The sequence below is a fragment of the Streptomyces sp. NPDC000151 genome (genome assembly GCF_040301705.1).
GTDB lineage: Bacteria > Actinomycetota > Actinomycetes > Streptomycetales > Streptomycetaceae > Streptomyces.
This window is the reverse complement of sequence record NZ_JBEPFC010000083.1, coordinates 15,220-30,166: the sequence shown is the minus strand read 5'-3', so window position 1 is coordinate 30,166 and position 14,947 is coordinate 15,220. Positions and strand designations below refer to the sequence as shown.

13 protein-coding genes and 1 tRNA gene are annotated in these 14,947 nt (G+C 70.7%); 10 read left to right on the top strand and 4 right to left on the bottom strand.

The genetic code is table 11. From position 1 onward, the window contains the following. Both ABT381_RS22340 and ABT381_RS22335 read right to left on the bottom strand, forming a co-directional pair. Positions 1 to 977: SUKH-4 family immunity protein (locus tag ABT381_RS22340; RefSeq protein ID WP_502965714.1), on the bottom strand; the 977-nt coding region annotated here is incomplete at its 3' end. 7 nt (positions 978 to 984) lie between these two features. After that, a complete protein-coding gene (locus tag ABT381_RS22335) occupies positions 985 to 1,962 on the bottom strand; it encodes an SMI1/KNR4 family protein (protein ID WP_351597072.1) in 978 nt (325 codons plus the stop codon). A gap of 327 nt (positions 1,963 to 2,289) precedes the next feature. Here ABT381_RS22335 and ABT381_RS22330 point away from each other — a divergent pair, with 327 nt between their 5' ends. Both ABT381_RS22330 and ABT381_RS22325 read left to right on the top strand, forming a co-directional pair. Beyond that, positions 2,290 to 2,865 carry a YwqJ-related putative deaminase gene (locus tag ABT381_RS22330; RefSeq protein WP_351597070.1) on the top strand — a complete coding sequence of 192 codons (576 nt, stop codon included), beginning with the start codon at positions 2,290 to 2,292 and terminating at the stop codon, positions 2,863 to 2,865. An 8-nt stretch (positions 2,866 to 2,873) separates the two neighbouring features. After that, positions 2,874 to 3,404 carry an SUKH-3 domain-containing protein gene (locus ABT381_RS22325; RefSeq protein ID WP_351597067.1) on the top strand — a complete coding sequence of 177 codons (531 nt, stop codon included), beginning with the start codon at positions 2,874 to 2,876 and terminating at the stop codon, positions 3,402 to 3,404. A gap of 147 nt (positions 3,405 to 3,551) precedes the next feature. Here the strand turns inward: ABT381_RS22325 and ABT381_RS22320 are convergent, their stop codons facing one another. Then, complete coding sequence (locus ABT381_RS22320; protein WP_351597064.1) at positions 3,552 to 5,045, bottom strand: sensor histidine kinase; 1,494 nt, start codon at positions 5,043 to 5,045, stop codon at positions 3,552 to 3,554. Positions 5,046 to 5,202: 157 nt separating this feature from the next. Between ABT381_RS22320 and ABT381_RS22315 the strand changes: the two genes are divergently transcribed. From ABT381_RS22315 to ABT381_RS22285, 7 genes are all read left to right on the top strand, one after another. Then, positions 5,203 to 5,985 carry a hypothetical protein gene (locus ABT381_RS22315; protein WP_351597061.1) on the top strand — a complete coding sequence of 261 codons (783 nt, stop codon included), beginning with the start codon at positions 5,203 to 5,205 and terminating at the stop codon, positions 5,983 to 5,985. After that, a tRNA-Gln gene (locus ABT381_RS22310) sits at positions 5,986 to 6,056 on the top strand. A 119-nt stretch (positions 6,057 to 6,175) separates the two neighbouring features. Next, positions 6,176 to 7,657: a bifunctional UDP-N-acetylglucosamine diphosphorylase/glucosamine-1-phosphate N-acetyltransferase GlmU gene (glmU, locus tag ABT381_RS22305; RefSeq protein WP_351597058.1), complete on the top strand. Its 1,482-nt coding sequence runs from the start codon at positions 6,176 to 6,178 to the stop codon at positions 7,655 to 7,657. A gap of 106 nt (positions 7,658 to 7,763) precedes the next feature. After that, complete coding sequence (locus ABT381_RS22300; RefSeq protein ID WP_351597055.1) at positions 7,764 to 8,738, top strand: ribose-phosphate diphosphokinase; 975 nt, start codon at positions 7,764 to 7,766, stop codon at positions 8,736 to 8,738. Between the two features lie 202 nt (positions 8,739 to 8,940). Further along, positions 8,941 to 9,528 (top strand): 50S ribosomal protein L25/general stress protein Ctc, encoded by a 588-nt coding sequence (locus ABT381_RS22295; protein ID WP_351597052.1) that lies wholly within the window; start codon positions 8,941 to 8,943, stop codon positions 9,526 to 9,528. A gap of 103 nt (positions 9,529 to 9,631) precedes the next feature. Further along, the gene (pth, locus tag ABT381_RS22290; RefSeq protein WP_351597049.1) at positions 9,632 to 10,225 is read left to right on the top strand and encodes an aminoacyl-tRNA hydrolase; all 594 of its coding nucleotides are present in this window, start codon (positions 9,632 to 9,634) and stop codon (positions 10,223 to 10,225) included. Positions 10,226 to 10,306: 81 nt separating this feature from the next. Beyond that, complete coding sequence (locus ABT381_RS22285) at positions 10,307 to 10,828, top strand: hypothetical protein (RefSeq protein ID WP_351597047.1); 522 nt, start codon at positions 10,307 to 10,309, stop codon at positions 10,826 to 10,828. Positions 10,829 to 10,914: 86 nt separating this feature from the next. On the opposite strand, the gene ppc is transcribed toward ABT381_RS22285, so the two are convergent. Beyond that, entirely contained in the window at positions 10,915 to 13,689 is a 2,775-nt protein-coding gene (gene ppc, locus ABT381_RS22280) for a phosphoenolpyruvate carboxylase (protein ID WP_467754532.1), read from the bottom strand. A 256-nt stretch (positions 13,690 to 13,945) separates the two neighbouring features. Here ppc and ABT381_RS22275 point away from each other — a divergent pair, with 256 nt between their 5' ends. After that, positions 13,946 to 14,947 carry an acyl-CoA desaturase gene (locus ABT381_RS22275; protein ID WP_351597045.1) on the top strand — a complete coding sequence of 334 codons (1,002 nt, stop codon included), beginning with the start codon at positions 13,946 to 13,948 and terminating at the stop codon, positions 14,945 to 14,947.

The following is a 14,947-nucleotide window of genomic DNA, read 5'->3' as shown; positions in this document are numbered from 1 at the left end:
GGCGGCAGGTGCGTCACAGGCGGGCCGGACGGCGGCGGCAGGTCCGACAGACCGGGCGCGGCAGCGGCCGGAGCCGCGGGGCCCGGGGGCGGACCGGCGGCCGGGTCCTCGATGGCCGGCGCGATCGCCGTGGGCGGCAGTTGGCTGCCCCCGTGGAGCAGCTCGGTCTTGGCGTCCGGGCGCACCGAATGCTGCGCCGAGCCCTGCTCCGCGTCCTCGTCGAAGCTCAGCGGCGGCGCGAACACGGTCGCGGGCAGCCCCACCGACCGGTCGTCGCCGTCGTCGTCCGCGGTGATGTCCGTGCCCTCCCAGGAGGGGGCGGCGGACGTACCGGAAGAGGGAGCGGAAGTACCGGAGGTCGTACTGGAGGAAGCGGGCGCCTCGTCCTCCGCGACCGCACCGGCGTCCGACGCGGCAGGAGGCTGCTCAACGGGGGCCGGCGCGGCAGGAGGCTGCTCAACAGGCGACGGCGCGGCAGGCGGCTCCACGGCAGCGGCCTGCGCCCCCGACGTCCCCGCTCCCGACGTCTCCGCCTTCGGTGTCTCCGTCCCCGGCGTCCCCTGCGACCCCGTCGTCCCAGACGACCCCGCCCCACGCTCCGGAATGCCGATCGCGTCCGCCGCCTCCTGCAGCCACTCCGGAGGCGTCAGCAGGAACGACGTCTGCTCCAGATCGATCCGCTGCCGCGGCACCTCCGGCGCGGGCGCCGCTTCCGGCACCGCGCCGTACTCCTCCTCGTACCGCCGGATCACCTCACCCACCGGCAGCCCCGGCCACAGCGTCGTCTCCCCGCTGTCCCGGGCGATCACCAGCCGCTGCCGGCCACCGCCGACCGCCGGCCCGCCCTCGCGGTCCTCCGCCCAGGCCACAAAGCCCAGCCCGAACTCCCGTACCCGCACCTCACGCTGCTGGTACGCCGGCACCTCGCCGTTGACCCAGCGCTCCGCGCGCTCCTGCGCCTGCGCGAACGTCACCATCGCGCCGTCACCCCTCCACCGGAACGGCGCGCGCGAAGCCGCCGTCCACCATCAGGTTCGCCACGGTCTCCAGCTCCGGCGGATTGCCCGCGAGCCGCTCCAGGAACTCGTCGAAGTCCCCGCCGCACGGCAGCAACAGCCGCTCCACCCGCTCCTGGACCGACCAGCCGTCCCGGTCCCGCGCGTCGTCGTACGCGCAGAACCACACCGAACCGGCCGCGTCCCCCCGCACCTTCACCGCGATCACACCGCCCTGGACGAACCCCACGCCCAGGTAGTCCTTCGTGAAGTGGTCCCGCAGACACTTGTTCACGTACACCAGGTCGTTCACGGCCGCGTCGTCCCGCACCGTGAAGAACGGCTGGTCCACCAGCAGCCCCAGCTCCGGATCGAGCGCCGCGCCCACCGGCGCGCACCCGCCCGCCGCCTTCAGGAACGCCCGGTACGCGCCCGGCAGCCGGTACCCCAGCGCCTCCTCGGCCTGCAGCACCGCGTCCTCCGGCACCGACACGTCACGGTGCGGCAGCCCGAAGTGCGTCGGCCGCGTCTCCTGCAACGGCCGCGTCCCGCGCTTCTCGTGGTCCACCGCCGCCGTCGCCAGCCCGCCGTGGTGCCGCAGCAGCGCCTTCACCTCGACCGGTACCAGCTCCACGCGCCGCGTCCCCGCCACGTGGTGCCACGTCCAGCCGTGCGGCGTCGCCACCGACGGCACGTCCTCCCACAGCTCGTGGCCCTCCCCGTGCAGGGCGGCGTTGGCCGACACGAAGTCCGTCAGCCGCAACTCGTCGACCCCGAAACCCTCCGGCGGCTCGGCGATCTCCGCCGCCGCCCGCGCATACGGAGAAAAGTCCGGAAAACCCGAACCGTCCACCCGAACACCCCGCGGAAAGCGCGCGGCCCGGACCGGGTCCGGGAAATGCACGACCTGCCCGGCGTAGGCCGTGTTCGGTGGCGCGGCGCTCTGCCCGAGCCGACCTGTCGTCATGGCGGTTGCCCCCTGGCTGGAACTGGCTACTGCCGCACAGCCTAAGCGCTACGGCAACCCCCATCCCCGCCCCCGCCCGCCTCCACAGGCCGTCCGTCGGCCACGCACCGGCCGCCCGCCGAGCGCATTTTCGGGACGTCACACCCGCACCACCACACCCTCGTACATCTGTGCCACCACACCCCCGACCGGCCGACTGTCACAGACCGGTGACAAGGACCGGCACCGACCCGTGACACCCGCAGGGCATGCCCGACTTCCGCAACACCCAGCGCGTTTGGCAGGCTGACCCCCGCAGACGGGGGGATGCAGGGAGGGAAAGCACCGATGAGCACCACCGCACAGTCCGCCGCACGGGCCGCCTCAGGAACCGGCGCAGGGAGCACCGAACAGGGCACCGCGCCGTCATCCGCGCACCCCACCGGCGACCCACGAATCGGCTGGAGCGCCACCGCCGACAACGAAGGGCCGCCCACACTCCGGCACCGCCGCGACGGCATCCTCCCCACCGTCGCCGCCGCCCTCTCCGTCCGCGGCGAGACCCTCACCTGCACCGCGAGCAAGTCCGAACAGCCCCCCGCGCTCCACCCGCTCGTCCAGGACTTCCTCGACACCCTCAACACCGCACAGCGCGAACGCTTCACCGGCCGCTGCCCGGAAGCCGTCCTGCTCTCCCGGCACCTCACCGCCGTCGAAGCCAACCGCTCCAAACGCCAGTCCAAAAAACCGCTCACCAACGGCGAGGCCCGGCGCTCCCTGAAACACTCAAAACTCACCGCCCGCCACATCCGCGAGGACGGCGACCCCCAGCACGGCCACTACGCCGCGCCCTGCCGCTCCTGCGACGCACTCCTGGCCTTCTTCGGCGTCATGCCCGTCGGCCTCTCCGCGGCAGGGAGCTGAACCGCACCATGACCCCATCGCCCCCCTCCACCACCGCGTACGACCGCGCCGCCGGGGACACCACCCGCTTCCCCGTCGCCGTCGACGCCGCCCTGCACGAAGCCGGCTGGCAACCCGGCCACTGGGACATCAAGCAGGCCGAACGCTGGGCCGACGCCCTCCGCGAGTACGCCTCCCCCGGCGGCCACCGGCACACCGTCTTCCCCGCCGCCGTCGAAGCCTGGGCCGAATTCGGCACCCTCCGCATCAGCGCACCCGGACCCGGCCGGCACATCGCCCCCACGCCCTTCGAGATCGACCCGCTGTACGGCATCCACCTCGCCCGCACCCTCGGCGACCTCGGCCGCGCCCTGGACACCCAGGTCGCACCGCTCGGCCGGGAGGCCGACAGCCAGGCCACCCTCGCCATCGACGCCGAAGGCCGCGTCTACAGCCTCGACCACACCGGCGACTGGTACCTCGGCCACGACATCGACCAGGCCCTCTCCACCCTCGTACTGGGCACCCGCCCGACCCGCCTGACGGTGGCGACGGACTGACGGGGGCGACGGGCTGACGGGGGCCTTACCGGGCCGGGCGGGGCCGGCGGGTGCGCGGGCGGGCCGGCGTGCGCCTCGCCTCGCGTGCCTCCGAACGTGCGGGCGTGCGGGCGTGCGGGCGTGCAGTACCCGCGTACGACCGCGTCGTTACCGCTCCCCGCCCCCGCCACCGCCCGCCGGCAGCACCGCCGATACCCGGAAGCCGCCCGCCTCCGTCGCCCCCGACACGAACACACCGCCCAGCCCGGACACCCGCTCACGCATCCCCACCAGGCCGTTCCCCCCACTCGGCAGACCCGCGTCCGCCGCACCGCCCTCCGACGGACCGTTCTCCACCTGCACCGCGACCTCCCCCTCACGATGCGCCAGCCGCACCCGCACCCGCGCCCCCGGCGCATGCTTGTGCACATTCGTCAGCGCCTCCTGCACCACACGGAACGCCGTCTGCTCCACCCCCGGCCCGTACGCCCGCGACTCCCCCTCCACCGACAGCTCCACCACCGTGCCCGCCGCACGCGACTGATCCACCAGCGCCGCCACCTCGACCAGCGACGGCCCCTCCCCCTCGGCCTCCGCCCCCGACACCGACGCTGACGCCGAGCCACCGCGCGCGGCCCGCGCCCGCACCGCCCCCGGAGCACCGTCCAACAGCACCCCTCCGGACCCGGCCCCGGCCGCACCCGCCGCGCCCGCCGCCTGCGCCGCCTCCGACGACTCCGATGCCTGCGACACCCTGGACACCTTCGACGCCACCGCCACCAGACGCTCCGGCTCGTCCGACACCCGCGCCGACGCCGCCGCACCCTCCCCCGTACGCAGCACCCCCAACATCTCCCGCAGCTCCGTCAACGCCTGCCGGCCCATGTCCCCCACCAGACCCGCGTTCCGCGACGCCTTCTCCGGATCCTTCAGCGCCACCGCCTGCAACGCCGCCGCATGCACCACCATCAGACTCACCCGGTGCGCCACCACGTCGTGCATCTCCCGCGCGATCCGCGTCCGCTCCTCATTGCGCGCCCACTCCGCACGCTCCTCCGCGCGCTCCGCGAGCAGCATCAGCTCCCGCTCCAGGCCGTCATTGCGCTCCCGCAGGCTCTCCACCAGGCGCCGCCGCGCCCCCACGTACAGCCCCAGCAGCACCGGCGGCGCCGTCAGCACCAGCCCCAGCGCCACCGACACCAACGGCACGAACCACCACGGCGGGTCGAAGTCCTCCTGCGACGCCACGTCCTGCTGCATCTTCAGGATCGTGATGATCAACGTGCCGATGACGGACATCCCCGCCAGCAACACCGTGAACCGCCGCGGCACGTCCGACGCCGCCAGCGTGTACAGGCCCACGATCCCCAGCAGCGCGCCCAGCTCCGCGGGCGTCACCGCGATCGACACCAGTACGACGACAATCGGCCACTTGCGGCGCAACAGCAGCACCGGGCCGACCAGCAGCCCGAGCGCGATCCCCGCCGCCATCGGCAGCCGGGACTCCTGCGCGAACTGCACCCCCTCAAGGACGCACTCCACCGTCGAGGCGACAGCCAGACACACGTCCAACGCGGCGCTGCGGCGGCGCTCCCACCACCATGGCCCGCCACCCGGCGCACCCCTGACGCCCCCGGCGCCCATTACCCCCGTCGCGGTCATACCGCCCACCCTACGGGCGCCCGCCCCCAATTTCCGGCCACGCCCACCACCATGCAGCTCGCCCGTTACGGACCAGTACCTGCGACTTTCCCTCGAAGCAGCGAATGACCCACATTTTCGGCACATCTGTCCACCACCTGGCGTGACGCTTTGCACTGTGACAAACACCCACACGGACTTCGAGTCCCTGCGCGACAAGGCGGTGACTCCTCGCAGGCCCCGGCGCCACCCCAACGCGAAGGACGACCTCCGCGCCCGAGCCCGCGAGCTCCGCTCGCAGGGCATGACCTACGACCAGATCCAACTGGAGCTGGGCTGCTCGAAGAGCTCGATCTCCCTGTGGGTACGGGATCTCCCGAAGCCGGAACGGCGCCGGCGGGAACCGTCGGAACAAGCGAAGCTCGCAGCCCGCAAACGCTGGGAGCACGAATCGGCGGTCCGCGACGCGCAACGACAGCGGACGAAGGCGGCCGCCACCCAGGAAATCGGCGGACTGACCGACCGTGAGCTGCTCATCGCCGGGGCCGCCCTCTACTGGGCCGAGGGCGTGAAGAGCAAGCCGTACCGCCTGAGCGAGGCCGTCGAGTTCATCAACAGCGACCCTGATGTGATCCGGGTCCACCTCGCGTGGCTGGAGCACGTGGGCGTTGAGCGCGAGAGGCTCCACTTCCGCCTACTGATCCACGAATCGGCCGACGTGGCCGCCGCGGAACAGTACTGGGCGGACCTGGTCGGCACCGACGTGTCCACCTTCGGCAAGACGACGCTCAAGAAGCACAACCCGAAGACGGTCCGACGGAACGCCGGCCAGGGGTACCGAGGCTGCCTGGCGATCCGAGTGCGACAAGGAGCCGATCTGTACCGTCGCATCGAAGGCTGGTGGTACGGCATAGTAGGGGGCGTCCGTGATCCACGAGCAGAGAAACGGACACAAGGGTAATCCCGGGTCGTCTAAGGGCAAGACGTCAGATTTTGGTTCTGATCATGGGGGTTCGAGTCCTCCCCCGGGAGCCTAAAAGTTCGGGTCCTGACCGCGAGGTCGGGACCCGTCCGCGTTTCGGCTGCAATACGCACCGGTATCCTTCGGGTGTCCACCACCCGAAGTAGCCAAGAAGCCGAAGGGCATCCCCGTGAGCGCCAACCGCCCGGCAGCCGTCGTCGTTCTCGCAGCGGGTGAGGGCACCCGCATGAAGTCGGCGACCCCGAAGGTCCTGCACGCGATCTGCGGCCGCTCCCTCGTCGGCCACGTCGTCGCCGCCTCCCGTGAGCTGGACCCCGAACACCTTGTCGTGGTCGTGGGCCATGCCCGCGAGCAGGTGACCGCGCATCTCGGCGAGATCGACGCGTCCGTCCGTACGGCCGTGCAGCACGAGCAGAACGGCACGGGGCACGCCGTCCGCATGGGGCTGGAAGAGCTGACCTCCGGGGGATCCGGCGCGGCCGGTGCGCCGGGTGTGGAGCTGGACGGCACCGTGGTCGTCGTGTGCGGCGACACGCCGCTGCTGACCGGCGCCACCCTCACCGCGCTCGCCGAGACGCACGCCGCCGACGGCAACGCCGTCACCGTGCTGTCGGCCGAGGTGCCGGACGCGACCGGGTACGGCCGGATCGTGCGGGACGAGGCGACCGGCGCCGTGACGGCCATCGTGGAGCACAAGGACGCGACGGACGCGCAGCGGGCGGTCCGGGAGATCAACTCCGGCGTGTTCGCGTTCGACGCGCGGCTGCTGATCGAGGCGCTGGGCAAGGTGCGGACGGACAACAGCCAGGGCGAGGAGTACCTCACGGATGTGCTGGGGATCGTGCGGGAGGCCGGGCACCGGGTGGGTGCGGCGGTCGCGGCCGATCACCGGGAGATCCTGGGGATCAACAACCGTGTGCAGCTGGCGGAGGCGCGCCGGCTGCTGAACGACCGGTTGCTGCGGGACGCGATGCTCAGTGGCGTGACGGTGGTGGATCCGGCGTCGACGTGGGTGGATGCGACGGTGACGTTCGAGCCGGATGCCCTCCTGCACCCCGGTACGCAGCTGCTGGGCAGTACGCATGTGGGGGCGTTCGCGGAGGTGGGTCCGCATTCGCGGCTGGCGGACACGTACGTCGACGAGGGCGCTGTGGTGTCCTTCACGGTGGCGGACGGGGCGCGGGTCGGGCCGGGGGCGAGCGTGGGTCCGTACGCGTATCTGCGGCCGGGTACGGAGCTGGGCCCGAAGGCGAAGGCCGGCACGTATGTGGAGATGAAGAACTCGAAGATCGGGGAAGGCACGAAGGTGCCGCATCTTTCGTATGTCGGGGATGCGACGATTGGTGAGTACACCAACATCGGTGCTGCGAGCGTCTTCGTGAACTACGACGGTGAGGCGAAGCACCACACGACGGTGGGGTCTCACTGCAAGACGGGGTCGGACAACATGTTTGTGGCTCCTGTCACGGTCGGGGACGGCGCGTACACCGCGGCGGGCTCCGTGATCACCAAGGATGTGCCCCCGGGTTCGCTGGCTGTCGCGCGTGGTCAGCAGCGGAATATCGAGGGTTGGGTCGCTCGTAAGCGACCGGGAAGCGCCGCCGCGCAGGCCGCTTCGGCTGCTCGCCAGGAGAGTGAGGGCGAGCAGTGACCGGGCAACGGGTGCGCCGTGCGGGGCGTACCGTGATAAGCGCACGCAACGTGGTCGGCGCACGCAAAGCGCCCTCATGTTTGAGAGCTTGGCAAGGAGATTTGCTGTGACCGGGATCAAGACGACCGGCGAGAAGAAGCTGATGCTCTTCTCCGGCCGCGCCCACCCCGAGCTGGCGGAGGAGGTTGCCTACCAGCTGGGTGTCAGCCTGGTCCCGACGAAGGCTTTCGACTTCGCGAACGGTGAGATCTACATCCGTTACCAGGAGTCGGCGCGTGGTGCGGACTGCTTCTTGATGCAGAGCCACACGGCTCCCATCAATAAGTGGATCATGGAGCAGCTCATCATGATCGATGCTCTGAAGCGGGCTTCCGCGCGGAGCATCACGGTGGTCATCCCCTCGTACGGCTATGCCCGTCAGGACAAGAAGCACCGCGGCCGTGAGCCGATCTCGGCGCGTCTGGTGGCGGATCTGCTGAAGACGGCGGGTGCGGACCGCATCGTCACGGTGGATCTGCACACGGACCAGATCCAGGGCTTCTTCGATGGTCCGGTGGACCATCTGTTCGCGCTGCCGGTGCTGGCGGACTACGTGGGCGCGAAGGTGGACCGGGACAAGCTGACGGTCGTCTCTCCGGACGCGGGCCGTGTGCGGGTGGCCGACCGCTGGTGCGACCGGCTGGACGCGCCGCTGGCGATCGTGCACAAGCGGCGTGACAAGGACGTGGCGAACCAGGTCACGGTCCACGAGGTCGTGGGTGACGTGAAGGACCGCGTGTGTGTCCTGGTCGACGACATGGTGGACACCGGCGGCACGATCTGTGCGGCCGCTGACGCGCTGTTCGCGAACGGTGCGGCGGATGTGATCGTCACGGCCACGCACGGCATCCTGTCCGGTCCGGCGGCCGATCGTCTGAAGAACTCGAAGGTCAGCGAGTTCGTGTTCACGAACACGCTGCCGACTCCGGGTGAGCTGGAGCTGGACAAGATCACGGTGCTGTCGATGGCCCCGACGGTCGCCCGTGCGATCCGTGAGGTCTTCGAGGACGGCTCGGTGACGAGCCTGTTCGAGGAGCAGTGAGCACTGCTCTGACGTATCTCACGTATCTCACGTAGATCGATTTCTGGGGCGGCCTCCCCGCCGGGTAGACTCACGGAGTTGCTCGGCGAGGGAGGCCGTACTTTTTGGTACGGCGGTCCGTTATCGACGCGCTCTTCGTAGCAGGTCTGTCGTGGGCCGGGTGACGGTCAGCAGGTCCGTTCAGTACTACGAGGAGTGCATTATGGCCGAGGTCAAGATTTCCGCCGAGCTGCGTACCGAGTTCGGCAAGGGCAGCGCCCGCCGTCTGCGTCGCGAGGACAAGGTTCCCGCCGTCATTTACGGTCACGGCGCCGAGCCGCGCCACGTGGCGCTGCCGCACCACGACACCCTGATGGCCCTGAAGAACTCGAACGTCCTGATCAGCCTGGACATCGAGGGCAAGCAGGAGCTGGTGATCCCCAAGGCCGTGCAGCGCGCCACGATCCGTCTGGGCATCATCAACCACGTCGACCTGCTGCTGGTCCGCAGCGGCGAGAAGGTCAACGTCGAGCTTCCCATCCACGTCGAGGGTGACCTGGCGCCGGGCAGCAACCTGCTCGAGCACATGCTGAACACCCTGCCGGTCGAGGCCGAGGCCACCCACATCCCCGAGTCGGTCACCGTCTCGGTTGCGGGCCTGGACGCCGGTGACTCCGTGCTGGCGAAGGACGTCAAGCTGCCCGCCGGTGTCTCCCTGGACGTCGAGGACGACGCCGTCGTGGTGCAGGTCGTGGCCGCGCAGGCCGAGGCCCCCGCCGAGGGCACCGAGGAGGAGGGCGCCGAGGCCTGAGCCTCGGACCACCTCTGACGGGTCACCGTCACCGGTTCTTCCGCCGCCGTCCCGTTCGTTGCGAGCGGGGCGGCGGTTTTTTCTGACGTACAGGAGTACAGCTGTGAGTGAGGACGCGGCGGGCCCGTGGCTGGTGGTGGGGCTGGGGAATCCTGGTCCCGAGTACGCCGGCAACCGCCACAACGTGGGGTTCATGGTCGCCGATCTGCTGGCGGAGCGGATGGGTGGCCGGTTCAAGGCGCACAAGGCGCGGGCGCAGGTGGTGGAGGGCCGGATCGGTCCTCCGGGGCCGGGGAGCCGGCGGGTGGTGGTGGCGAAGCCGTCGTCGTACATGAACCTGTCGGGTGGTCCGGTGACGGCGCTGCGGGATTTCTACAAGGTGCCGGTGTCGCGCATCGTGGCGGTCCACGATGAGCTGGACATCGATTACGGAGTGCTGCGGCTGAAGCTGGGCGGTGGGGACAACGGCCACAACGGGCTGAAGTCGATGACGAAGTCGATGGGGGCCGAGTACCACCGGGTGCGGTTCGGCATCGGGCGTCCGCCGGGGCGGATGCAGGTGGCGGATTACGTACTGAAGGACTTCTCGTCCACCGAGCGCAAGGAGCTGGACTACTTCGTGGACCGGGCGGCGGACGCGGTGGAGGCGCTGGTCACAGAGGGGCTGGAACGGGCGCAAAGCGCGTACAACTCCTGAGCCGGACAGGGCGGGACGACGGCTGACGAAGCGTTCCGCTCAGGTTGACCAGGTGTGCGGGGATGGCCAAGGATCGCGGCCATGTCCAGGACCAGTACGACGCGGACCAAGAAGCGGAGCCGGACCCGGCGGGCGGGTGAGAGCGCCTTCGGGGCGCTGCTCGTGGTGAAGAACGCGCTGATGGCGCTGCTCGCGCTGCTGCTGTTGGTGGCCGGTGCGTGGACGTCGTGGAGCGCGGCGCAGTACGCGATGCTGGTGCAGGCGAAGGAGCGCGGCACGATGACGGTCGCGTCGTGCGGCGAGGAGCGCTGCTGGGGTCCGTACGTGCCAACGGGCGGGGACGGGAAGCGGCGGGCGAAGGTCGTGCTCGCGGAGGCGGCGGCCCCGGAGAAGGGGAAGCTGGTCGAGGTCACGGTGGAGCCCGGTACGGATCATGCGGTGCGTACGGGTCCGGGCGGCATCCTGTACGCGTGGGCGCCGCTGGGCGGGGCGATGCTGCTGGCTTCGCTGGTGGTGGCCGGGGGGCTGCGGATGCGGCGGACGGCGTGGGCCGTCGGGCTTGCGGGCGCCGCTCTGCTGGTCGCCGCCTTCTTCACGCTGTGAAGAAGGGGCCGGCGCCAAGCGCCGGCCCCTTTGTCCGCAAGCGCCGGACGGGCTGGATTTTCCGCCCGTCCGGCGCTCGCGTGAGGTCAGCCCGTGTTGCGCAGGCCCGCCGCCACGCCGTTGACGGTGAGCAGCAGGCCCCGGGCGAGTACCGGGTCGGCTTCCTCGCCGCGCTGGGCGGCCTCGCGCTGGCGGGCGAGGAGGGAGACCTGGAGGTAGGAGATCGGGTCCAGGTAGGCGTCGCGGATGCGGAAGGTCTGCTTGAGGACCGGGTTGGCCTCCAGCAGCTCGTTCTCCCGGGTGATGCGCAGGACTTCCTGGACGGTGAGCTCGTGCTCGGCCTTGATGACGTCGAAGACGTGCTTGAGCTCGTCGGGGACGAGCGTGTCGACGTAGTGCTGGGCGATCCGCAGGTCGGTCTTGGCCAGCGTCATCTCGACGTTGGACAGGAAGTTGCGGAAGAAGTGCCAGTGCTCGTGCATCTCGCCGAGTACGGAGTCCAGGCCGGCCTCGCGGGCGGCCTTCAGGCCGGTGCCGACACCGAACCAGCCGGGGACGATCTGGCGGGACTGGGTCCAGCCGAAGACCCACGGGATGGCGCGGAGGCCGTCCAGGCCCGCGCCGCTGTCGGGGCGGCGGGAGGGCCGGGAGCCGAGGTGCAGCTCGGCGAGCTGGTCGACGGGGGTGGAGGCGAAGAAGTACGCCGGGAGGTCCGGGTCCTCGACCAGGCGCCGGTACGCGCCGTGTGCGGCGTCCGAGACCTTCTCCATCGTGGCGTCCCAGCGGGCCAGCGCCTCGTCGGACTGGCGGGGCGCGGTGTGCAGGGCGGAGGCCTGCAGGGTGGCCGCGACGGTCAGTTCCAGGTTTTCGCGGGCCAGGGACGGCACGAGGTACTTGTCGGAGATGACCTCGCCCTGCTCGGTGACCTTGATCTCGCCTTCGAGGGTGCCGTAGGGCTGGGCGAGGATCGCGTCGTGGGAGGGGCCGCCGCCGCGGCCGACGGTGCCGCCGCGGCCGTGGAAGAGGCGCAGCCGTACGCCGTGCCGGTGGGCGACGTCGCGGAGCAGGCGCTGGGCGCGGTGGATCTCCCACTGGCTGGTGGTGATGCCGCCGAACTTGGAGGAGTCGGAGTAGCCGAGCATGACCTCCTGGACGTCGTCGCGCAGGGCGACGAGGCGTCGGTAGGAGGGGTCGGACAGCATCTCGTCCAGGAGCTGGTCGGCGATCTTCAGCTCGTCGGTGGTTTCCAGGAGGGGGACGATGCCGACCTTGGCCCAGCCGGCGTGCAGGTCGATGAGGCCGGCTTCGCGGGCGAGGACGGCGGCGGCGAAGACGTCGTCGGAGCCGGCGCACATGGAGATGATGTACGACTCGATGACCTCGGGGCCGAAGGTGGCCTTGGCCTTGCGGATGGTCTCGAAGACGCCGAGGGTCTTGGCGCCGGCCGCGTCCAGGGGCGCGGGGGTGGAGGCCAGCGGGCGGCGCGAGCGCAGTTCCTTGGCGAGGAGCTTGCGGCGGTAGTCGCGCGGCATGTCGACATAGCGCCAGGACTCCTCGCCGAGGCGGTCGAAGAGCTGGCCGAGGGCGTGGTGGTGGGCGTCGGCGTGTTCGCGGACGTCCATGGTGGCGAGCTGGAGGCCGAACGCGGCGATCGTGCGGATCGTGCGCTCCAGGCGGCCGTCGGCGACCAGGCCGCCGCGGTGTTCGCGCAGCGAGGTCTGCAGCAGGGCGAGGTCGTCGAGGAGCTCGCCGGTGCCGAGGTAGTCACGCCCGGTGACGTGCGGGGTGTCGTTGGCCAGGCGCTCGCGGGTGTTGACGAGCTTCTGGCGGATACACGTGGCCTTGAGGCGGTAGGGCTCCTCGGAGTTCAGCCGCTTGTAGCGGGGGCTGATCTCGGGGAGGAGTTCCAGGTCTTGCTGGAGGGAGGCGAGGAGTTCCTCGGTGGCGCCGCAGTTGCGGATGGAGTTCGACAGCGCGCCGCGCAGCTCGTCGATGTGCTCCATGGCATCGGTGATGCCGTGCTCGTGCTGGAGGATGAGGACGTCCCAGGTCACCTGGGGGGTGACGTTGGGGTTGCCGTCGCGGTCGCCGCCGATCCAGGTGCCGAAGGTGAGGGGACGGGTGCCGGGCGGCAGCTGTACGCCGGCCCGCTCCAGCTCGGCGGCCAGGTCCTCCAGGACGTCGCCGACGGCGCCGAGGCCGAGCTCGTCGAGGTAGTAGATGGCGTTGCGGGCCTCGTCGGTGGGCTCCGGGCGCGCCACGCGCAGCTCGTCGGTCTGCCAGATCAGGTCGATGTTCTCGGCGAGGCGGAGGTCGGCGCGGCGGCGGTCGCCGGTGTCGGCGGTCTCCAGCAGCTCGGCGACCTTGCGGAGCTTGGTGAGGACGGAGCGGCGGGCGGCCTCGGTGGGGTGCGCCGTGAAGACGGGGCGTACGCCGAGGTGGGCCGCGGTCTCGCGGAGGTGCTCGGGGTCGGCGTCCTTGAGCATGTCGGCGGTGCGGGCGAGGATGCCGCCCTCGGCGGCGCGCCGGGTGCGCAGCTCGCGGCCGCGGTGCACCTGCTCGGTGACGTTGGCGAGGTGGAAGTACGTGGAGAAGGCCCGCACGAGCTTGGTGGCGGTGATCAGGTCGGTGTCGCCGAGGAGCTCGGCGGCTGCCTCGCCGTCGGTACGCGTCAAGGCGCGTACACGTTCCACCAGATCGAGGAGCTCGGGGCCTTCCTGGCGTACGAGGGTCTCGCCGAGCAGGTCGCCGAGGCGGCGGATGTCGGCGCGCAGGGCGCCGTTGCCGGCGTCCGCCGTGTCGGCGGCCCCGGGGCGCGGGGTCTGCTGGGCGGCGTCGGGAGAGATGTCGGCACTGCTCACAGGTGCGGCTCCTTGCAGTGTTGAGCACGTCTGGGCTGGTGGGTGTCTTGTGGACACTCCCTGGTGGCGGGTTGCGGACCGCGCTGTCCGACGCCTCAAGAATAGATCTCCGCTTTTCGGGCGGTCATACCGTCCGCTCTGTGAGAGGAGCTGTCGGGCCGGTCACACCCTTGTACGGTGTGGCGGCACTGCCATACTTACGAGACCGTAGGTTACGGAACCGTAGCCATGCCTCCGACCCCAGCGAGGGACACACATGACCGCTGGTCCTGAAGTCGTCGAGAAATCCCCGAAAACCGCCGAGAGCGCGCTGCCGCCCGCGACGCTGGGCGGCGACAGCAAACGGTCTGTGGAACAGATCGCGCTGCTGCTGTTCATCACCGTGCCGTTCCTGGCGCTGGTGGCCGCGGTGCCGCTGGCCTGGGGGTGGGGGGTGAGCTGGCTCGATCTGGGTCTGCTGGTGGTGATGTATTACATCGGCTGCCACGGCATCACGATCGGTTTCCACCGCTATTTCACGCACGGGTCCTTCAAGGCGAAGCGGCCGCTGCGGATCGCGCTGGCGATCATGGGGTCGCTGGCGGTGGAGGGGCCGCTGGTGCGGTGGGTGGCGGATCACCGCCGGCACCACAAGTTCTCCGATGCGGAGGGTGACCCGCATTCGCCGTGGCGTTACGGCGAGACGGTGCCGGCCCTGCTGAAGGGCCTGTGGTGGGCGCACATGGCGTGGATGTTCGACGAGGAGCAGACGCCGCAGCACAAGTTCGCGCCGGACCTGATCAAGGACCCGGCGATCCGCCGGGTCTCCCGCCAGTTCGTCCTGTGGACGTCCGTGTCGCTGCTGATCCCGCCGCTGGTCGGCGGGCTGGTGACGATGTCGTGGTGGGGCGCCTTCACGGCGTTCTTCTGGGGCTCGCTGGTGCGGGTGGCGCTGCTGCACCACGTCACGTGGTCGATCAACTCCATCTGCCACGCGGTGGGCAAGCGCCCGTTCAAGTCCCGTGACCGCTCCGGGAACGTGTGGTGGCTGGCGATCCTGTCGTGTGGCGAGTCCTGGCACAACCTGCACCACGCGGACCCGACCTGTGCGCGGCACGGCGTGCTGAAGGGGCAGCTGGATTCCAGTGCGCGGCTGATCCGCTGGTTCGAGCAGCTGGGCTGGGCGTACGACGTGCGCTGGCCGAACGCCTCCCGGATCGACTCCCGGCGTCAGGAGAACGACGCCCGCCGCAAGGACAAGGCCGCCCAGGCGGCATGA

Bases quoted from the DNA above. Each gene is read 5' to 3' on its own strand.
- ABT381_RS22335 (WP_351597072.1), bottom strand. From the start codon at position 1,962: ATGACGACAGGTCGGCTCGGGCAGAGCGCCGCGCCACCGAACACGGCC.
- ABT381_RS22330 (WP_351597070.1), top strand. From the start codon at position 2,290: ATGAGCACCACCGCACAGTCCGCCGCACGGGCCGCCTCAGGAACCGGC.
- ABT381_RS22325 (WP_351597067.1), top strand. From the start codon at position 2,874: ATGACCCCATCGCCCCCCTCCACCACCGCGTACGACCGCGCCGCCGGG.
- ABT381_RS22320 (WP_351597064.1), bottom strand. From the start codon at position 5,045: ATGACCGCGACGGGGGTAATGGGCGCCGGGGGCGTCAGGGGTGCGCCG.
- ABT381_RS22295 (WP_351597052.1), top strand. From the start codon at position 8,941: ATGGCCGAGGTCAAGATTTCCGCCGAGCTGCGTACCGAGTTCGGCAAG.
- ABT381_RS22285 (WP_351597047.1), top strand. From the start codon at position 10,307: ATGTCCAGGACCAGTACGACGCGGACCAAGAAGCGGAGCCGGACCCGG.
- ABT381_RS22275 (WP_351597045.1), top strand. From the start codon at position 13,946: ATGACCGCTGGTCCTGAAGTCGTCGAGAAATCCCCGAAAACCGCCGAG.